The following is an 18,889-nucleotide window of genomic DNA, read 5'->3' as shown; positions in this document are numbered from 1 at the left end:
CACATCGCCCAGAAACTCAACCGCCGTCCACGCAAAACGCTCGGCTGGAAAACCCCAGCCGAGCGTCTACGTGATCTACTGACAACCATCCAGACCATCAGGTGTTGCCAGGACCCCGAGAACCCGCCACGGAGCGAGGGGGCTCTGCTGTGTGAGGACGCTCCGGGGCGCCGGAGCCGCGGTGTCAGCCCGCGGCGGCGACGATGATTTCCGCCAGTTTCCCGGGCTGGGTGAGCATCGGACCGTGTCCGGAGTCGACCTCTACCACGGTGGTGGTGTGGCTGGCGAACTCGCGCTGCAGTGCTGGTGAGAACGCCTTGTCCTGGGTGCAGAGAACGTACGTTGACGGGTGCTGTGTCCAACCGAGCTTCGTGACGGGTTCTTCGAAGGTCACCAGAGCGTGCGTACCCAGCGAGTCGAGCGCCGGGGCTGCCTGCTCGTCGGTGGCATCGTTGTACACGAACGTCTTCGCGCCCGCGCGATCCAGCGTCGCGGTGCCGTCCTGGTCAGGGCGGATGGCCGTGGCGAACTGGCTGGGTTCGGGGTCGCGCCCCATGATCGCGCCCACGGATTCTCCTTCCTGCGGCAAAGCCGCGCACACGTAAACGAGGTGGGCGACCGTATCGTTGTCGGCCGAGGCCTCCGTAATCACGTTGCCCCCGTACGAGTGCCCCACCAGGACAGCGGGCTCACCGAGATTCGCCAGCGCGTCGCGAACCGCCTGGGCGTCCGCCGCGAGCGACCCCTGCGGGCCTTGGCTCGGCAGGTCGATCGCCGTCGCGGACACGTCGCGCTCGCGCAGTGCGTCGATCACGTTCCGCCATGCCCAGGCCCCCATGAAGGCACCGTGGACGAGCAGTACCGGCTTGCTCATGTGGCTCTTTCTCCTTACGTCAGTGGAAGGTCGCCGGAAGCGAGGTGCAGCGCCCCCCGTGTCCGGCCGTGGGGCGATCGTCGCAGGGTGCGCCACGGGACGAAGTTTCGATCGGGGTGGAGCTTGTGCGCTCCTCCAGAAAACCGACGGGCGAGATGCCGGCGCCGTCCAACGACCGGACTTCGAGACCGATTCACTCCGCACTCAGCTGCGCAGGCCTGCCGACGTGTCGCGCTGGCTGTCCACCGGGATGGTGTTCCAGGACCCGCCCGAGCACACTCGGGTGCGCAAGCACCGTTGCTCCGGCGATGCCCGGTGTCCGGGCCCGATGCCGGCGTTGTTGAACGCGCCTTTGCATGCCGCCGAACATGTCGACGGTCTGAGCCACCAGGGCGCGCGCATCATCCTCGGAGGACACATCCGTGCGGACCGCTGATCACACGTCAAGGACCAACCTCGGGCAACGGGCACGGGAACAACAGACCATCATCACGTTGTTCGCGGCTCGCTCGTCCTCGGTCAACAAGGAATCCCGGTGGTCGACCTCGCCCTCGAGCACCTTCGTCTCGCAGGTGCCGCATACGCCCTCGCCGCAGGAGGTCGCGACGTGGATGCCCTGGTCCGCCAGCGCGTCGAGAATGGAGACTCCGGGCGGAACCGTCACGGTCACGCCCGAGCGCTCGGCCACGACCTCGAACGGTTCGTCACCGGAGGTGTCGGTTTCGACCGGGGTGAAGCGTTCGAACCGCAACGTCCCTGGCGGCCAGGAGCGGCACGCGCGGTCCACTGCCTTGAGTAGCGGTTCAGGCCCGCAACAGTAGACGGCTGTGCCGATCTGCGGCTGTCCGAGAGCCGCGGGGATGTCGATCAGCCCGGTCTCGTCCTGCGGCGCGATGGTCACCTGATCGGCCCTGCCTTCGAGTTCCGCGAGGAAGGCCATCGAGTCGCGCGACCTGCCGCCGTAGGTGAGCCGCCAGTTCCGCTCACCGCGGCGCTCCAGCTCCCGGAGCATGGCGATGATCGGTGTGATGCCGATCCCGCCGGCGACGAACACGTACCGTGGCGCGCTGACGAGCGGGAAATTGTTCCGCGGACCGCGGACGCGGACCACGTCACCCTGGTTCAGGTTGTCGTGGATCCACGCCGAACCGCCGCGTCCGTCGGGAGCGTTGCGGACGGCGATGTGCCACGTTCCGTCGTCTTCACTCCCGCACAGGGAGTACTGGCGGACCCGGCCGTCCGGCAGCAGGAGATCGATGTGAGCGCCGGGCTGCCAGTCCGGAAGGGCGTTCCCCGAGCGATCGGCAAAGGTGAACCCCACCACGTCGCGGGCGTGTTCGACCCGGCTGGTGACGACCACTTCGCGAATCTCATCCGTCATGACTCACTCCCGATGCGGCGGCTGCACGATTCGTCCTGCGGTGGTGCAGCTCGAACAGGACGCGTTCGAATTCGTCGTGCGGGTCTCCGGCGGCCCGGTACCGGGCTTGCAGCAGTTCCAGTTCGTGCTGCAGCGACTCGTTGCGGGCGATGAGATCGCTCAACGCACGGTCCGACACGCCGGGGCACCGAACTCCTTGCCCCACTGGCCTTTTGGCGCGCTCGACGCGCGCGATCCGGGCGAGATTGGCCAGGGTCACGTCGAGGTCGAGGTTGTCTGCTTCCAGATACCGGTGCTGCAGATCCCAGGTCTGTGCCAGCTTGCCGAGGACATGGATTGCGGCGCGGAGCTGACGAGCCGCGGCTCCGGCCGGCACAGCGGGCAGGACCTCCTCGCGCAGCTCGCGGCGCAGCCCTTCCAGCAGCTCGCCCGGCGTCGGCCTCAGCATGGCCGCACCTCCTGATGCCCGGCAGCGGCGATCCATCCCAGGCACGCCTGGATGGACGGGATCACAGTCCGGGCCCTGTCGATCAGCCGCAGGTTCCGGCTGCGCCCGTCGAGGAACGAACGGGCCGCCTGCAGACTGATGGTGGCGTACTTGACCTCGCAGAAGATGCGGTTCCACCGGAGCCTGGCCTCGGTGACCGGTGGGCCTCCAGCCGCTTCGTACGCGGCGACGAAATCCTCGATCGGCACGAACCGCTCCGGGCTCCACAGCGCGTGGTAGGCCCACGCGATGTCCTCGACCGGGTCCCCGACGTGCGCCATCTCCCAGTCGAGCAGGCCCACGATCCGCTCACCGGCGTACAGGACGTTGCCCGGACGGAAGTCGCCATGTACGAGCGCGAAGTGCTCGGGCTCGGACGTGTTGTCCTCCAGCCAGTCGAACAACCAGGTCAGGGCCGGGTACGGCTCGAGCCGGCTGTCTTCGTATCGTTCTCGCCAGTAGGTCAGCTGCGATTCGTCGGGTCGCGGGGCCGGGGTCGCGATGTGCAGTTCGGCGGCCGCACGTGCCAGGTCCAGGGTTCGCGCGCGGCCCAGTGCGGGATTGGCGGACAGGTACTCCACGGCATCCGCACCGCCCGGTAGACGCTCCAGCAGAACCGCGGGCGCACCGAACACACGTCCGTCCGGGTCATGTGCCCACACCCTCGGAGCTCGCACACCACGCTCGGCCAGACCGTCCAGAGCCGCGAACTCACGGGCCGGGTCGGTCTGGACCTGTGAGCCGGCCGCCCTGATCAGGAGGATCAGCGGCTCCTCGTGCTTTCCGCCGGGGGCATCCGCTGGGGACGTCTCCACGGTCCAGGTCGCATCACAGGCCCACGCGATACGCGCGTTCCCGCCGAAGACGCGCACCGGATCCGAAACGGTGACATCCCGTGCCGCGGGAACGCGCGCCCGCAGGAGGTCCTCCACTCGGGCCGCCAGCGTGGCCGGGTCGGCGCAATCAAGGGTCGGGGCAGTCATCGGACTCCCGCAGCGACGCGCAACGTCTCGCCGGTGATGGCGTCCGACTGGGGTTCCAGGAAGAAGGCGATCCCCTCGCCGAGGTCGTCGGGCCGGGCCACGTCGCCGAGAGCGGTGTAGGCGAGGTGCCGGTTGAGGTAGCCGTCGTCGATCCACTGCCGTACCCGGTCGCTCAGTACCAGACCCGGCGCGATGCAGTTGGCGCGGACACCCTGACGGCCCAGCTGCATGCTCACGCTCTGGGTGAACGCGACGACAGCGGCCTTGGCGGAGTTGTAGGCGGCGTTGCCGAGTTCGAGCCGATTGGCGAAGGCGGCCAGCGAGGCGACGTTGACGATCTTCCCGTAGCCCTGGGCGATGAAGTGCTTTTCGAGTGCGCGGCACATGAGGAAGGCGCTGTTGATGTTGAGGGCGTACATCTGCTGCCAGCCGTCAAGTGAGATGGACTCCAACGGCACGTCGTAGACGTCACGATTGATGTTGACCATGCCGCCGGCGACGTTGGCGACACCCTGCACCGAGCCGAACTGGCTCAGGGCGAAGTCGATCGCTTCGGCGGCGCCGCTCTCGGAGGTCACGTCGACCTTGACCGTCCGCAGGGTTCCGGGCAGGTCGCGCGTGGCTTCGACGGTTCCGGCGAGGCGCCGGGAACTCAGGTCGACTCCCACGACGTTCGATCCCGCCCGCAGCAGTCTCGCGACAGCCGCGCCGCCGATGCCACCTCCGGCGCCGGTGACGATGTAGGTGCGCTCGTCGAGGGGGATCGTGGGCCGGTCCGGAGGGGTGACCGCGGTGTTGGACATGGAGAACTCTCGCCTTCAGATGTAGGAACGTTGCTCGAAGTTCGGCGTGCGCTTCTCGCGCAGTGCGGCCAGCCCCTCTTTCGCCTCGGGTCCGGTGAAGCCCAGGATCCCGAACGCGAGGGATGCCTCGAAGGAGGGCCAGGCCGCGCGCACCCAGTTGTTCAGTGACTGTTTGGTCCAGCGGATCGCGCTGGGCGCCCCGCGCGCCAGCCGCGTGGCGATCTGCAGTGCCCGCTCGTCCACCAGGTCGTCGTCGACGCAGAACGTGACCAGGCCCATCCGCTCGGCGTCCTCCCCGGTGATCACGTCGCTGGTCATCAAGTAGTACTTGGCCTTGGCCAGCCCGCACAGCAGTGGCCAGATCGCGACGGCGTGGTCGTCGGCGGCGACGCCCAGGGTGGTGTGCCCGTCGACGAGCTTGGCCGTCCGGCCCGCAACGCTGACATCGGCCATCAGGGCGGTGGCCAGTCCCCCGCCCGCTGCCGCACCGCTGATCGCCGAGACGATGGGTTTGCCGCAGTCGAGCATGTTCTGCACCAGCGCGCGGCCTTCCTTCCACATTTGACAGCGGAAGTCGTAGTCGTCGATGATGCGCTGGACCATGTCGAAGTCGCCGCCGGCGCTGTAGGCGCGGCCCTTGCCGCCCAGGACCACGGCCGACACGCCGGGGTCCTCGTCGATCAGGCGCCAGATCGAGCTGATTTCGCGGTGCATCCGGAAGTCGAAGGAGTTCATCTTCCCGCGGCTGAGGGTCACCCGCAGCACGTGCGGCTCGGGCCAGTCCAGCTCAAGGCTTTCGTAGTCGGGGTATTTCACGTCGGTCACAGTCCCTTTCCCCATCCGAACTCCTTGCGCAGCTCGGCCTTGGCGACCTTGCCGTAGACCGCCCGCGGCAGGTCCGCACGGACGAGCACCTGGCTGACGCGCTGGTACTTCGCCAGCCGTTCGTTGGCCCAGTGCCGCAGTTGTTCCGGGTCGATTTCGGCGCCGGAGGTGGGGATGACGATCACGAGCGGCGTCTCTCCCCACTTGGGGTGTGGCACCCCGATCGCGGCGGCTTCGCTGACGTCCGGGTGCCGCATGAACACCTGCTCGATGTCGACGGCGAAGATGTTGATCCCGCCGGACTTGATCATGTCCTTGAGCCGCCCGGAGACGAACAGGAACCCGTCCTTGTCCAAGTGACCGATATCCCCGGTACGCATGAAGCTGCGCCCATCCGGCGCTGTCCAGGTCGCCTCCTCGGTCAGTTCGGGCTTCTTGTAGTAGCCGGTCATCATGCCGATGGAGTGCACGACGATCTCGCCGCTCTCCCCGGCGGGCACCTCGACGCCGGCCTCGTCGACGATGCGAATGTCCTCCAGCATCAGGGGCTTGCCGACAGAGGAACGCTTGCCGCGCACGGCGTCTTCAGGCAGCCGCAGGGTCGCGAACCCCTCGGAGAACCCGTAGACCTCGTGAATGCCGGCGTTGGGGATCGCCTCTTCCAGTGCGTGGTAGGTCTTCTCGGCGAGCGGCTGGCCCGAAGTGACGATGCAGCGCAGGCTGCTCACGTCGTACTTGGCCCGCTCGGCGTGCGCGAGGATGGCGATCCACTGCGTGGGGACCAGGAAGGCGTGCGTGCCTCGTTCACGCTCCACCGCGGCGAGGAACGCCTCGGGGCTGAACTTTGGCAGGATGACCACCGTGCCGCCCCGGTACATGGTCGGGATCATGGTGATCCAGGTGCCCGACGCGTAGGGAGGGGTGCCCAGCACCGCGACGGAGTAGCGGTCGATCTTCAGCCCCATCGCGAAGCCGTACGGGTACATCATCCGGCTGACGTGGGTGTGCTCGATGCCCTTCGGATGTCCGGTGGTCCCGGAGGTGTAGAGGATGGTGATGATGTCGAAGGGATCGATCTTCACGCCGCACGGCGTCGTCGGGAACTGGGGGAGCAGGTCGCGCAACGAGCGCCACCGATCGTGCCCCGGGCCGGCGGTGAACCAGCGCGAGTCGTCGATCAGCGGCAGCTGTTCCCGGATCGCGTCCAGCGTCGGCTCCGTCTCGGGGCCCGCGATCATGACGACCGCATCGGAGTCGCCGGCGAGGCGGGCCAGCGAGTCACCGTCGAGCATGACGTTCAGCGGCACCGTGACGCAGCCGGCCTTCGCGCTTCCCCAGAACGCGATGAAGGCGTCGAGCGAGGCCGGCAGGAACAGCGCGACCTTGTCGCCCTTGCCGAGTCCCTGGGCTCGCAGCAGGTTCGCGAACCGGTTGGTCCGCTCGTCGAGCTCCCGCCAGGTGAGGCGTTCGTCCTCGCAGACGACCGCGATGTCCTCGGCGCTCACCCGGGCGTTGTGCGCGATCACGTCGGGACACATCAACGAGAAGTCGTACTTCAGGCTCATGGATGCACTCCGGTTCTCGAAACTGCGCGAACACGCGCGTGGTGGAACAGGACGGTAACCAGGATCAGCGTCCGCGACGAAGGCCGAGCCCGGTGGTGTCCTGTTCGCGGTTCCAAACCTCGTGGTCACCACAGCGACCACCCCGGTTTCCCGGCCAGGCAGGCCTCGTAGACGTCAGGCTCGACCGGCTGCAGGATGCCGGTCGTGACGTGGTCACCGTCGGTGACCACGCAGTGGTGCTCGTCCAGGCCCCTGAGGGCGAGACGGACCCGGGAATCGGTCACGTCGAACTGGTCCCATTCGGTCCGCTCCGGTCCGCCGTACTCGCCCGGGTGCAGCCCCTTGTCCGGGGTGCCGCCGTAGAAGCCACAGCACATGAACGCGGTCTGGTTGCCCAGTCGCCGCAAGTGCAGGGAGCGGCGCCGGCCGTCGTCGAAGGTCAGGTCGATCAGCCCCTCGACGAACAGGTGGGTATCCGGTTCGAACCGCAGGCGGCGCTCGATACCGCGGACGGCGCCGTGGCCGGGGCGGGGATCGTCGAAGCCGTAGAGCAGCTTCTTGCCCCACAGTCCGACATCGTGGAGATCGATCCAGATCCCGCCCTTCCAGCCAGGCCGGTGGGCGCGGCCGCCGTTGAGCGCCGGGCCACCCACCCCCCGGCCGACACCCCAGTGCCGGTCCCGGGTGCCGTGCGCGAGGCCGGGTGACCAGTCGATGCGGGTGTCTCCGATCCGGACCCAGCCGCGGACCTGGCCGAAGGTCTCGAATCCGGCCGTCACCTGCCGTTCCCCGGCACCGGGCGGCGGTTCCGGCCCCCACGCGGCGCCGTAGGTCGGGCGACGCGTGTCGATCCACTCCAACTCGTAGGAACAGCCCCACTCGCCGTGCTCGAGCGTGTGCCGCCAGCGGCGCAGCCCGTCCACGATCGTCGGGCGGATCGGACCGACGGCGAGGTCGGCCGGATCCGACGACAAGGGCCGGTAGGAGCGCACGGAGCGGTGGTCGCCGCGGAAATTGACGATGGCGTACGACTCGACCCGGCCCAGAGCCGGGTAGCACGTGCCGCCCACCGCCAGCAGCAGGTCTCCCGTGTCGTCGTGCCACACGTTCCAGTACCGCTCGAAGAAGCGGGGATCGGCCGACGGCGGAGCCGCCGGGTGCGCGACTGGGTAGGGGTTGATGTGGACGAACGCGTCGTCGCGCGGGACAAGGCCGACGTTCACTCGCCCCCCAGCACAACCGGCAACCGCAGCGGGCCACGGCTGACCAGTGAGTTGCTCCACGGGATCGTCTCCAGTGGCTCGGCGATCCGCAGGCCGGGGAACCGCTCGAGCAAGTGCCTGAAGGCGATCTGGCCCTCAAGCCGAGCGAGCGGCGCGCCCAGGCAGAAGTGCACCCCCTTGGAGAAGGCGAGGTGACCGTTGGGCCGGCCCTCCAGGACGATCTCGTCGGGCGAGTCGAAGACGGCCGGGTCACGATTCGCCGCGGCAAGCATCGCGAAGATCCGGTCGCCCTCCTTGAGCTGCTGCCCGCCCAGTTCGGTGTCGGCGGCCACCAAACGCCCGGTCGACAACACCGGCGAGTCGAAGCGGAGGAACTCGTCCACCGCCGAAACGATCAGCCCGTCGACGTCCGCCGTCAGCTTCGCGGCCACCTCCGGCCTCTGGTGCAGCGCGATCAGACCGTTGGTCAGCAGGTGTGCGGTCGTGTCCTGCGCTCCGTTGCCGATCATCATCATGCTGGCGATCAGCTCGTCCTCGGTCAGAGTCTCGCCGTCGACCTCCGTGGTGATCATGCGCGTGAGCGCGTCGTCCTTCGGGTGCGAGCGCCGCTCGTCGATCAGCTGGCGGAACAGTTCGGCCATCGAGTAGGCGCCGTGCCGTGCCCGCTCGTACTTGTTCTCGACGCCGCGCGAGCTGCCGATGAACAGCATCATCTCGTCGGACCACTGCTTGACCTCAGCCAGCCGGTCGCGCGGCACGCCGAGCAGGTCCATGACGACGTACCCGGGCAGGGTGAGCGCGACCTCGGTGAAGAAGTCGATCGGACGATCCTTGGGCAGGCCGTCGAACAGGTCCGCGGTGATGTCGGTGATCGACGCCCGCAACGACTCCACCATGCGCGGGTTGATGACAGTCGAGAGATAACGGCGCAGGCGGGTGTGGTTCGGCGGGTCCTGGAAGACCATCCACAGCGAAAGCCAGCGCAGCACGTCCGCGGCGGTGGCGCGCTTGTCCTCGGAAAGGCGTTCATGGACCGGCAGCAGGCGGTTCGCGGAGAACACCCTCGGCGTGGTGATCACCGTCTGGACGCTCGCCCAGTCCAGGGCGATCCATCCGGAAAGCGGCTCACACCAGTGCACACCGCCTGCTCCGCGCATGTCCGCGAAGGTGGCGTAGGGGTCCCGCAGGTGGGCGGGATCGGTCGGGTCGTACACGGTTTCCATCGAAACTCTCCAGGTGCTTCGGGAAGCGCGAGACTACGTCCGCACGGCAGGCGGTTCGACGGTTGTGAGGCGCTCCGTCTGGAGCGCCGTACAAATCGCTCCGCGAGCGACGCTCCCCGTCGACTGCGATCACTGTCACAGTGCCGCCATGACAATTTCCATCAAGCGCGTGGTCACCGGGGTCGACGACTCCGGGCAGTCCATCGCCTATGAAGACGCCCCATTGCAGCCTGTCGAGCTGGCGATCATGCCGGGGGTCCAGATGTTCCAGGTCTGGGGAACCGAAGGCCCCCTGCGCAGCCCCCTCAGCGACCCCAAGCCGGACAACGCCACCTTCTTCCCGGGGCCCGGCGGAACGCGCTTCGGGTTGTTCCGCCTGCCCCCGGAGCAGGACGCCGGATCGTCCGAACCCGCCGACGGCGCGGCGGACCTGGACAGCCAGGTCGCCGAGGCCGAGGCCAAGGTCCCCGGCCTGCTCGGCGCGTTCGAGCCCGATGCGCCCGGGATGCACCAGACCAAAACCGTCGACTACGTGATCGTCGTCGAGGGCGACCTCTGGGTGGAACTCGACAACGGCAAGGAAGTCCACCTGCCCCCGGGATCCTGCGTCGTGCAGAACGGCGCCCGGCACGGGTGGCGCAACCACGGCAATGTGCCGGCCACGCTCGCCTACGTGATCTTGGACGTTCAGCAGCCGGCCTGACCGGCAGCCGTTTCCGCATCCCATCCCGCCCGTCCGGGCGGCTCACCCACCGTCAGCGTGGACCTACGAAAGGACATGCGCGTATGCCTACGCAAACACTCCCGGACGTCGATGCCGTCGTCGTCGGTGCGGGCTTCGCAGGACTTCGCACGATTCACCTCCTGCGCGAGCTCGGCCTGAGCATGCAGGTCTTCGAGGCCGGCGACGACGTCGGAGGCACCTGGTACTGGAACCGGTACCCGGGCGCACGCACCGACACCGAGAGCTGGGCGTACTGCTTCTCGTTCGACCGCGAACTGTGGCAGCAGTGGAACTTCCGCGAGCGCTACACCGCCCAGGCCGACGTGCTCGAGTACCTGCGAGCTGTGGCCGACAAGCACGACATGCGCAAACACATCCGCTTCTCGACACGCGTCAACGGCGCCCTCTTCGACGAGGCGACCAACCGCTGGACCGTCACCACCGAGGACGGGCTGCGGATCACCTGCCGGTGGCTGATCACCGGGCTGGGCTGGCTCGGCATCGCCTACAAGCCGCCGTTCTCAGGGATGGACACGTTCCGGGGCGAGTCCTACGTGACATCGCAGTGGCCGAAGGAGCCCGTCGACTTCACGGGCAAGCGCGTGGCCGTCATCGGCACCGGAGCGTCCGGCATCCAGGTGATCCAAGAGGTCGGCCGGGTCGCCGAGCACCTGACCGTGTTCCAGCGGACGCCGAACTACGCGCTGCCCGGGCGCAACCACGCGCTCAGCCCGCAGCAGCAACAGGAACTGCGGCATGACTTCGAAAGGATCTGGGAGAAGACGTTCAACCACGTGTTCGCCTTCCCAATGGATCCGGCCAACCGCCTCGGCTCACAGGTCTCCGACGAGGAACTCGAGCGGGTGCTGGAGGCAGGCTGGGAAGCAGGCGGGTTCCACTACATCTTCGAGACCTTCGACGACATGCTGGTCGACCAGCGGGTCAACGACGCCGCCTCGGAATTCGTCCGGCGCAAGATCCGGGCGATCGTCAACGATCCGGAGACCGCCGAGCTCCTCTGCCCGAAGACACACCCGATCGGCGGGAAGCGGCCTCCACTGGCCAACTTCTACTACGAGACCTTCAACCGTCCCAACGTGAAACTGGTCAGCGTTCGCGAGGACCCGATCCAGGAGATCACGCCGACCGGGCTGCGCACGGGCACCGCGGAGTACGAGTTCGACGTGATCATCTACGCGACCGGCTTCGACGCGATCACCGGGCCGCTGGCCGCGATGAACGTACACGGCGTCGGCGATCGCACCATCGCCGAGCAGTGGGCCGAGGATGCCAAAGCGCTGCTCGGCCTGGCGTCTCCGGGATTCCCGAATCTGTTCGCGATCCTTGGGCCCCAGGCACCGTTCGCGAGCCACCCGCCGGTGATCGAAACGCAGGTGGAGCTGATCGGCAACGTGCTCAGGCGTGCTCTGCAGGACGGCTCCGAGCGGGTGCAGGCCACCGAAGAAGCCGCCCAGGCGTGGTCCGACCAGTGCGACGCGATCCTCGCCGCCACCCTCCTACCCCAGGGCATGGGTGACCGGCCCTGGTTCCTCGGGGCGAACGTGCCAGGCAAGAAGCCCAGCACGCTGTGCTATCTCGGCGGCCTGGCGGCCTATCGTGCCGAGGTGGACAAGGAAGTCGACGCCGGGTTGCCCGGCTTCGACTTCACCAGGTCGCACGTGCCGGCCTGACCGCGCGTCCACGACTTGTGAACGAGCCTGTGCCCGTCCGAGGTGACGACCCCGGGCGGGCACAGTGCTCTGCACGTCTGGTCACCAAACCAAGAGCGGGTTGGATTGGTCGGTCGAACAAGTCGCCGTCCGGCGTCGATCGAGGATTTGCCGGGAGCGGGCGCTAACTTTCGTGAGTACCTGTCAGCGGGCGGCGACGGACCCTGCTGTGCTGCTCGCCACCGATCATCCGGAGGAACATGCCGTGGGTCCGTTGCGTGGAGTCCGCATTCTCGAGCTCGGCGGTCGCGGACCGGTCCACTTCTGCGGAATGCTGCTCGGGGATCTGGGCGCTGAGGTCATCTCGATCGATCGACCCCGGCGCGCTGATGACATCACGCCGCTGTCGGAGGCCGGTTTGGGCCGCCGGCGGCGACGTGTGCGGCTGGACCTGCGGTCCGACGGGGGTCGCGCCATGGCCCTGGAGATCATCAGCCGCGTCGACGCGGTCATCGAAGGGTTCCTGCCCGGGTCCACGGAGCGTCTCGGCCTCGGACCGGAGGACTGCGCGCTTCACAACCGCGCCCTGGTCTACGGTCGCATGACTGGCTGGGGCCAGACCGGGCCGTTGACCTCCGAGCCCGGCCACAACATCAACTACCTCGCCGTCTCGGGGGTCCTCGCCCACCTCGGGCGAGCCGGGACGCTCCCCTTTCCGCCCATGAACCTCCTGGCCGACGGTGGCGGCGCCATGTTCCTGGCTCTCGGAGTCGTCTCGGCCGTGCTGGAGGCGCGCTCGTCCGGCACGGGCCAGGTCGTGGACGCCTCGATGCTCGATGGCGCTGCCCTGCTCAGCACGATGAGCCACGACCTGCGCAACGAAGGCAGGTGGGTCGAGGAGCGCGGCAGCAACCTCAACGACTCGGGCGCGCCCTTCTACGACGTGTACGAGACCGCGGACGACCGACTGGTCGCCGTGGGCGCAGTGGAGGATCGGTTCTGGGAGCCGCTCGTGCGGATGCTGGGGCTGCACGACGAGCCGGTGGACAGGTGGGACCGGGCAAACTGGCCGTGGTGGCGCAAGCGGCTTGCGGCCGCGTTCCGGCAGCGCACCCAGGCGGACTGGTGTGCTCTCGCGGAGCACGCCGGGGTGTGCCTGTCGCCCGTGCTGACCATGTCCGAGGCTCCTGTACACCCGCACAACGTGGCACGCGGGGTCTTCACCCGGGTCGGCGGCGACGTGCTTCCGTCCCCCGCGCCCCGCTTCAGCCGGTCGCGACTCGAGCCGATCACCCGCACCACGTCCGACGACGAAACAGCCGACGTGCGCGCCGAACTGGGGATCGACACACCACAGCTCGTCAGGGACGGCTCAGGCGATGTACCCGAGCCCGGCGACCGCTGACGGGCCACCACGCAGGCGAACGACGGCCATCGCGAGTTCCGCGGTGAGGTAGTCGCTGTCGTTCGTCGTGATCTGCAGACCGGTGAGCCGCTCGATGTTGCCCAGCCGGTAGCGGACCGTGTTGGGATGGACACCGAGCTCGTCCGCGCAGTCCCGCACGCTGCGGGTCAGGCGCAGGAACGGCTCGAGCGTGCTCAGCAATGCCGCGGACCTGGCGTCCGGATCCCCCAGCAGCGGGCCGAAGGTGTCGAGGACGAGCTGGCGCGCCTCGTCACGGCTGGTCGACGCGAGGAGCAGGCGGGCGGCTCCCAGATCGTCGGCGGCGAGCAGGCCCAGCTCGGCGTCCGAGAGGTGCTCGCGAATGCACTTCAGCACCTGCTGAGCTTCCCGGTGCGCCCGATGGTCGTCGCCGGGCGCTTCGACGACCGTCGAGATCGCGGCACAGAGCTGGCCGTCGGGACTCAGCTCGGTCAGCAGGGCCCGCAGCCGCGCTCGCACCCATTCGATCGCCCTGCGCCGGTCGTGCTCATGGGGCACCTCGATGATCACGGCGATGTCGAGACCGGACCAGGCGGCCAGCACGCTCGACGGGGACTCCCGGTCCGTCAGCATCTGGGCAACCTGTCGCGGCGTGACACGGTTGCCCGAAACGCAGTCCCGTTGTGCGACGAGACAAACCACGCGCCGGGCGGAGAGGTCCACCCCCAGCGAGCGAGCTCGGTCGTCGAGCTGTCCCTCCCCGCGGATCAGGCTTCCGACCAGCGCCTCGACGGCGTGCCATTCCCGGTCCTGGTCGAGCCGGTTGCGCGACCGCTCGAGGGCGATGTTGTGGGCCGCTCGCCGGGATATGACCTCGTCGAGCGGCCCGAACCGGCCGGCGGCTTCGACGACGAGAAGATAACCCTGGCGCTGCCCGTTGAGCTCGATCGCGGTGAGCAGCATTCGGTGGTTGATGCCGATCTGCGGCAGCGGCATGAGGCATTGCGGGCGTCCCGCTTCCAGCCCCTCCACGAACGGCTCCAGGAACGGCTCCACGGTCGGATCGTGCCGCGTCTCGCCCAGCGACCGGAGCCTCGTCTGCAGCCTGTCCGGAGCCCCCGCACAGGACAGGCAGCGGAAGTCGGCGTCGTAGACCGCGCACGGCTTCGACAGCAGCTCGGCGACCGTCTGTCCCAGCTCCCGGACGCCCCAGCCACTCAGCGCGATGTCTGCGAGTTGGCCCTCCATGCGCCGGGCCCGCTGCAGCATCTCCAGCTGCCTGGCCTGCGTGCGGAGGCTGTCGCGCAATTGCGTGGTCAGCTGGACCTGGTTGATGGCGGTGGCCGCGAGTTCGGCGAACGACAGGGCCAGTTCCTGGACGGAGGCGGAGAACTCCATCGCGGTGTCCTCGCTGTCCAGGCAGAGGATCCCGATGACCTCGCCGCGGAGCCGCATGGGAACGCCGAGGACCGAGCGTGCCCGCCAGCGACGCATCGCCGAGTGGACCGGCCGCGGGTCCATCAGCGTGTTGGTCAGCATCACCGGCTGGCCGGTTTCGAGGATCTCGCGGGTGAAGTCATCACCCGGCATGCCGCTGACCAGCTGTCTGACCGGGACGTCGATGTCCGACGCGGCGTGGGCCACTTTGCCATGGAAGAGGCCGGTCTCCCGATCACGCAGGTGGAGGCTGCACCGGTCGGCACCGGTCAGCTCACTGAGCGTGTCGACCACCAGGTGGAGGATGGTGTCCAGCTCCTGCTCTTCCGCCAGGGCACCGGCCAGCCTCCGGAACGCGGCGAGCACCTTGTCCTCACCCCAGGGTCCGCCGACGGCCTCCGATGGAGGATTCGCGTCGCCTGGCGACCCAGCTGGTGTCGATTCGCCTTGGTCAACCGCGTCCATGTCGTGCTCGAGCCTCCGTTGGCAGGTCGCCCACCACGCTAGGTGGCCACGCCGCCCGCGGCAACGAGTGATGGACAACAGCGGGCCGCCACTTTTGGAGCCGCGTCCACAACGGAAGGATGTCTGTCATGCCGAAGCCTTGTCCGGAGGAGTTCCGCCGCGACATCGTCACGGTCCGCCCGCGAGGGCGAAGCGCCACTGGTCCCACCGGTGCACGATGACGAAGGAAAACTGTACTTCTGCGCCGGCAAAGGGCCGAGTCGGAACCCGCCGTGATCATCTACCGCCGTTCGTGCCCCTAGGTCGATGAGGATGGTGAGACGCCTCCGCCCGACCCGGACGCGATGAAGTGCTGGGAACGCCGCGAAGTCACCCGATCTCGGGCTGGTGCCGGCGACACCTGCCGCGGAAGGCCGAGGCCGAGCCGGACGAGGTGCCGAAGCCCTGCTGGCCCTGTGGTTCGCGATGGCCTTGCGGCCGGGCTATCGGGACGACCTGACTGCCAGCTAGCGCAAGGTCTGGTGCGGTTCCTCGGCAGGGCCTTGGGGCGAAGTTCCCGGCGCCGTTGACGTAGCCGAGGCGGTGCCGGTGCATAAGTGGCCTGAGTAGTGGAACGAGGTCGAGGGCTCTCGGACGGCCCGCGTAGGCAGCGGTTGTGGCGGCGACAACGAGGTTAGTTGCAGATGACGGACGTGGTGACGGTGGGCAGTCACGATCCGGTCCGGTTTGACGTATTCGGTGCCGTAGTCGGTCAGGTCGAGCGAGGCACTCAGCCATTTGTTTTCTTCGGACGTTCCGCCTCCTGGTTTGTCTGCGATCACGATGCCGAGCTGACCGAGATCGCCAAGGTGCATGCTCACACGCTCGTAGAGCCATTTGAGGATTTCAGCACCGGCCCCGGCTTGCGTGCGGTCGGCGTATCGAGCGGAGCGGTCCAGAATTACGACCATGGTCTTGACGTCTCGCCGAGCGGCGGCGTGCAGCATCTCTGTCCGCAGATCCCGCAGGGTTTCCCATCGGCCACTGAGGTAGCTACCTTTGCTCGGCGCCCACTTCAGCTCCTCGTCGGCCGGAATGCTGAGCTCCTCGCGGATGGTGTCCAGGTCAGCCGTGTAACCGGCGAGCTGCTCGGCGGGAAAGCCGACGGCTCCGACCGCCAGCAGGTGCCCAAGCCCTTGCCGCGGCGGGTCCTGCTGTTGGCTGTCGTCGATGAACACGATCCGCGAGGTGGTCCCTTTCTGCTTTCTCCCGTGCAGATCGTGTCGCGGCAAGGCCGGAAAATGTGACAGTGGTGGGGCGGGCTCGCGGCGCTCGTTCATCGCCGGGGTCGGCCAGCTTCGTTTGGGCTCGTTCAGCCGCTTGAGCCTGGGGCCAGCAGGCCGCTGTTAGAGCAGGTGGCGCAGCCCGGGTTGCGGGACGATTGCTGCGGGATTCGTTGGCCCGTGCGGGGGAAGTGCAGCAGCGAGTGTTCGTCCTCGTCGGTGTGGAGGTTGGCGACGGCGAACACGAACTGGTTCACGGCTTCGCCGGCCGCGAGGCTGTTGAGTGCGATCACGCTGGGTGCGGGGATCTCGTCGAGGTAGCGGGCGTGCTTTCGGACGCCGTCGGGGAGCATGTCCAGGGCCAGCTCGGTCGGATTGATCAGGCCGTTGCACCACATGCAGCCATTTCCGGGGATCTGTTGCCGGACCGCGACGTGGATGCGGCCGATCTTGCCATTGTCGGCGACGGGGATTTTGACACCTGCTCGTGTCGCGGGGATGAGGTATTGATGGACGGTCTGGCTGACCCAGTGCAGGACGCCGGCACCGGCATCAGCCTGTTTCCGCACTGCGGCAAGGGGCATTCGTGCGCCGGGTGTGACGGCACCGCGGGCGGTGCTGTCCACCTCGGGGCGACGGTCGGCCTTCGCCGCGGCTGATGCGGGCTACTCGAACAGCGCCACCAGGCGGCCGTGGTAGTCGCCGCGCTTCATGCGGTCGTAGCCGTCGCCGATCTGATCGAACGTGAGCGTTTCGACGCGGGACGAAATGGCGCCGTCCTTGATGAACCGCAGCACCGAGGCGAGGTCTTCGGTGGTTCCGGTGACCGAACCGTGCAACTGGACCTCGCGCAGCACGAGGTCCTGGACGTCGAACGTGACCGTCGGCTTCGCGAGTCCGACCTGGACGACGCGGCCGCGCTTGCGGACCGCGGCGATCGCGCCGGAGGTGGTGGTGTCGAAACCGGCGAAGTCGATGATGACGTCCAGCTCGTCGCCGGCCAGCTCTCGCACATCGGTGACCACCTTGCGGGCGCCGTCCTGTGTCGCGCTGGCGCGGGCCTGCTCGCTGACGTCGGCGACGAACACCTCGGCACCCTTCGCCTTGGCCATCAGCGCGCCCAGCGAGCCGAGGCCGCCGTAGCCGACGATGCCCAGCCGGGTGCCCTCGGTGACCTCGCCGATCCCGAAGACGGCGTGGTGGGCGGTGCGGCCCGCGTCGGTGGCCGGTGCGGCCTGCTCCCACGACACACCCTCCGGGATGTGCACGGCTTCCCAGTCCCGCACAAGCACTTTCGTGGCGAAACCACCGTCGATCGCGGTGCCGGGGCCGTCGGTGTCGGCATTGACCGCCACCCGGTCGCCGACCTTGAACCCGGTCACGCCGTCGCCGGTTTCCGCGACCGTGCCGGCGAATTCGTGGCCGAGGACGATCGGTGCCGGACCGAGCAAAGACGACAGTGTGCCGTCGAGGTAGCTCAGATCGCTGTGGCACAGCCCGGCGGCGGCCGTGTCGATGACGAGTTCACCCGGCCCCGGTGCGGGATCGGCGATGTCGTCCTTGAGTCGAAGTGGTTCGCCGACACCGGTGAACTGCCAGCCGCGCATGGATATCGCTTCCTTTCACTGTCCCGGCGACAAGTCCGTTGTGGACGATCGTGCCGGGTATGATTCCACGATATCCCTGCCCGATAAGGAGAACCGTATCCTGAGGCGGTCACGAACGGGTGGGAATGCACACATTTCGCGGGCCATACCGGTTTCTCCCTTCCCGGCCGGTCACGGGTGGCTCGCCCAGGGATGGCCCTGGGCGAGCACCCGTGAGATGCCCGCGGCCGCCGTGTGCATCGCGGGCTCGTGAGCCAGCGGGCGTTCGGTACCGCGCCGGTAGACGACGCTGAGCGCGGCCACCACCTCGCCCCCGGCGCCGGTGACCGGGACCGCCATTCCGCTCCAGTCCTTGGTGCCGATCCCCGGCACGTAGACCATCCGCCGCCGCCGGATGTCGGCCAGGAGCTGGCGCAGCTGACCGGGGTCGGTGATGGTCTCGTCGGTGAGCTTCTCCAGCGGGCCGGACAGCACCTGTTCCTGGTAGTCCGGCGAGGAGAAGGCCAGCAGCACCAGGCCGGACGACGACGCGTGCAGCTGGTGCCGCTCCGCCATCCGGCCCGCCACCAGTGTCGTCGCCGCCGGGGCCAGGCGCTCCAGGAACAGCGCGGATCCCTGGTCGAGCACGGAGATGGTCACGATCTCGTGGATCGCGGTGCGCAGGTCGATCATGAACGGCAGGGCGGCGTCCCGGATGTCCAGGCCGCGGTTGCCCTGGCCCGCCAGCTCCCACAGGTGCAGGCCGATCCTGATGTCCTTGGTGCCGTTGCGCTCGAGCAGCCCGCAGCGCACCAGTTCGGTGACCAGGCGGTGCGTGGTGGGCAACGGCAGCCCGGTCCGGTTGGCGAGCGTACTGAGCGACACCGATTCGGTGTTCCGGTCGAACGCCTCCAGCACGCGCGCGACACGGCTGATCAGTGACTCGCCATCCGTCCTTGGCACTGCCTGCTCACCTCCGGGCTTCTCCTGCGAGACC

17 protein-coding genes are annotated in these 18,889 nt (G+C 68.2%); 3 read left to right on the top strand and 14 right to left on the bottom strand.

Features of this window, described 5'->3' with window-relative positions:
* Positions 1–184: 184 nt before the first annotated feature.
* From VHD82_RS08665 to VHD82_RS08625, 9 genes are all read right to left on the bottom strand, one after another.
* Positions 185–874, bottom strand: coding sequence for an alpha/beta hydrolase (locus VHD82_RS08665; protein ID WP_325699238.1), 690 nt, complete (start codon positions 872–874; stop codon positions 185–187).
* Between the two features lie 436 nt (positions 875–1,310).
* Positions 1,311–2,255 carry a PDR/VanB family oxidoreductase gene (locus VHD82_RS08660; protein WP_325699233.1) on the bottom strand — a complete coding sequence of 315 codons (945 nt, stop codon included), beginning with the start codon at positions 2,253–2,255 and terminating at the stop codon, positions 1,311–1,313.
* Positions 2,245–2,703 carry a hypothetical protein gene (locus VHD82_RS08655; protein WP_325699230.1) on the bottom strand — a complete coding sequence of 153 codons (459 nt, stop codon included), beginning with the start codon at positions 2,701–2,703 and terminating at the stop codon, positions 2,245–2,247. The genes VHD82_RS08660 and VHD82_RS08655 overlap by 11 nt, the downstream gene beginning before the upstream one ends.
* Positions 2,697–3,725, bottom strand: coding sequence for a phosphotransferase family protein (locus VHD82_RS08650; protein WP_325699227.1), 1,029 nt, complete (start codon positions 3,723–3,725; stop codon positions 2,697–2,699). The genes VHD82_RS08655 and VHD82_RS08650 overlap by 7 nt, the downstream gene beginning before the upstream one ends.
* The gene (locus tag VHD82_RS08645) at positions 3,722–4,528 is read right to left on the bottom strand and encodes an SDR family oxidoreductase (protein ID WP_325699224.1); all 807 of its coding nucleotides are present in this window, start codon (positions 4,526–4,528) and stop codon (positions 3,722–3,724) included. The genes VHD82_RS08650 and VHD82_RS08645 overlap by 4 nt, the downstream gene beginning before the upstream one ends.
* Positions 4,529–4,543: 15 nt before the next feature.
* Entirely contained in the window at positions 4,544–5,368 is an 825-nt protein-coding gene (locus VHD82_RS08640) for an enoyl-CoA hydratase/isomerase family protein (RefSeq protein ID WP_325699221.1), read from the bottom strand.
* On the bottom strand, positions 5,350–6,918 hold the full coding sequence (locus VHD82_RS08635; RefSeq protein ID WP_325699218.1) for a class I adenylate-forming enzyme family protein: 1,569 nt from the start codon (positions 6,916–6,918) through the stop codon (positions 5,350–5,352). Before VHD82_RS08635 ends, VHD82_RS08640 begins: the two co-directional genes overlap by 19 nt.
* Before the next feature lie 125 nt (positions 6,919–7,043).
* A complete protein-coding gene (locus tag VHD82_RS08630; RefSeq protein WP_325699215.1) occupies positions 7,044–8,141 on the bottom strand; it encodes a hypothetical protein in 1,098 nt (365 codons plus the stop codon).
* Positions 8,138–9,364: a cytochrome P450 gene (locus VHD82_RS08625; RefSeq protein WP_325699212.1), complete on the bottom strand. Its 1,227-nt coding sequence runs from the start codon at positions 9,362–9,364 to the stop codon at positions 8,138–8,140. The genes VHD82_RS08630 and VHD82_RS08625 overlap by 4 nt, the downstream gene beginning before the upstream one ends.
* Positions 9,365–9,512: 148 nt before the next feature.
* On the opposite strand from VHD82_RS08625, the gene VHD82_RS08620 reads away from it, so the two are divergent.
* From VHD82_RS08620 to VHD82_RS08610, 3 genes are all read left to right on the top strand, one after another.
* On the top strand, positions 9,513–10,067 hold the full coding sequence (locus VHD82_RS08620) for a cupin domain-containing protein (protein WP_325699209.1): 555 nt from the start codon (positions 9,513–9,515) through the stop codon (positions 10,065–10,067).
* Between the two features lie 83 nt (positions 10,068–10,150).
* Positions 10,151–11,779 carry an NAD(P)/FAD-dependent oxidoreductase gene (locus VHD82_RS08615; protein ID WP_325699205.1) on the top strand — a complete coding sequence of 543 codons (1,629 nt, stop codon included), beginning with the start codon at positions 10,151–10,153 and terminating at the stop codon, positions 11,777–11,779.
* A 208-nt stretch (positions 11,780–11,987) separates the two neighbouring features.
* Positions 11,988–13,163: a CaiB/BaiF CoA-transferase family protein gene (locus VHD82_RS08610; RefSeq protein ID WP_325699202.1), complete on the top strand. Its 1,176-nt coding sequence runs from the start codon at positions 11,988–11,990 to the stop codon at positions 13,161–13,163.
* Here VHD82_RS08610 and VHD82_RS08605 read toward each other — a convergent pair.
* From VHD82_RS08605 to VHD82_RS08585, 5 genes are all read right to left on the bottom strand, one after another.
* Complete coding sequence (locus tag VHD82_RS08605; protein ID WP_325699198.1) at positions 13,131–14,945, bottom strand: helix-turn-helix domain-containing protein; 1,815 nt, start codon at positions 14,943–14,945, stop codon at positions 13,131–13,133. The genes VHD82_RS08610 and VHD82_RS08605 overlap by 33 nt on opposite strands.
* A 605-nt stretch (positions 14,946–15,550) precedes the next feature.
* A complete protein-coding gene (locus VHD82_RS08600) occupies positions 15,551–16,363 on the bottom strand; it encodes a hypothetical protein (RefSeq protein ID WP_325699195.1) in 813 nt (270 codons plus the stop codon).
* A gap of 32 nt (positions 16,364–16,395) precedes the next feature.
* A complete protein-coding gene (locus VHD82_RS08595; RefSeq protein WP_325699192.1) occupies positions 16,396–16,932 on the bottom strand; it encodes a hypothetical protein in 537 nt (178 codons plus the stop codon).
* 39 nt (positions 16,933–16,971) lie between these two features.
* Positions 16,972–17,913, bottom strand: a complete 942-nt coding sequence (locus tag VHD82_RS08590) for a zinc-binding dehydrogenase (protein ID WP_325699189.1) — start codon at positions 17,911–17,913, stop codon at positions 16,972–16,974.
* A 171-nt stretch (positions 17,914–18,084) separates the two neighbouring features.
* Positions 18,085–18,855, bottom strand: coding sequence for an IclR family transcriptional regulator (locus VHD82_RS08585; protein WP_325699186.1), 771 nt, complete (start codon positions 18,853–18,855; stop codon positions 18,085–18,087).
* Between the last annotated feature and the right edge of the window lie 34 nt (positions 18,856–18,889).

Source organism: Amycolatopsis sp., from assembly GCF_035546795.1.
GTDB lineage: Bacteria > Actinomycetota > Actinomycetes > Mycobacteriales > Pseudonocardiaceae > Amycolatopsis_E.
Note: the sequence above shows the minus strand (reverse complement) of the source record. Positions and strands in the feature narration are given on the sequence as shown.

Bases quoted from the DNA above. Each gene is read 5' to 3' on its own strand.
- VHD82_RS08625 (WP_325699212.1), bottom strand. From the start codon at position 9,364: ATGGAAACCGTGTACGACCCGACCGATCCCGCCCACCTGCGGGACCCC.
- VHD82_RS08640 (WP_325699221.1), bottom strand. From the start codon at position 5,368: ATGGGGAAAGGGACTGTGACCGACGTGAAATACCCCGACTACGAAAGC.
- VHD82_RS08665 (WP_325699238.1), bottom strand. From the start codon at position 874: ATGAGCAAGCCGGTACTGCTCGTCCACGGTGCCTTCATGGGGGCCTGG.
- VHD82_RS08645 (WP_325699224.1), bottom strand. From the start codon at position 4,528: ATGTCCAACACCGCGGTCACCCCTCCGGACCGGCCCACGATCCCCCTC.
- VHD82_RS08620 (WP_325699209.1), top strand. From the start codon at position 9,513: ATGACAATTTCCATCAAGCGCGTGGTCACCGGGGTCGACGACTCCGGG.
- VHD82_RS08635 (WP_325699218.1), bottom strand. From the start codon at position 6,918: ATGAGCCTGAAGTACGACTTCTCGTTGATGTGTCCCGACGTGATCGCG.
- VHD82_RS08650 (WP_325699227.1), bottom strand. From the start codon at position 3,725: ATGACTGCCCCGACCCTTGATTGCGCCGACCCGGCCACGCTGGCGGCC.
- VHD82_RS08615 (WP_325699205.1), top strand. From the start codon at position 10,151: ATGCCTACGCAAACACTCCCGGACGTCGATGCCGTCGTCGTCGGTGCG.
- VHD82_RS08590 (WP_325699189.1), bottom strand. From the start codon at position 17,913: ATGCGCGGCTGGCAGTTCACCGGTGTCGGCGAACCACTTCGACTCAAG.
- VHD82_RS08600 (WP_325699195.1), bottom strand. From the start codon at position 16,363: ATGAACGAGCGCCGCGAGCCCGCCCCACCACTGTCACATTTTCCGGCC.
- VHD82_RS08660 (WP_325699233.1), bottom strand. From the start codon at position 2,255: ATGACGGATGAGATTCGCGAAGTGGTCGTCACCAGCCGGGTCGAACAC.
- VHD82_RS08655 (WP_325699230.1), bottom strand. From the start codon at position 2,703: ATGCTGAGGCCGACGCCGGGCGAGCTGCTGGAAGGGCTGCGCCGCGAG.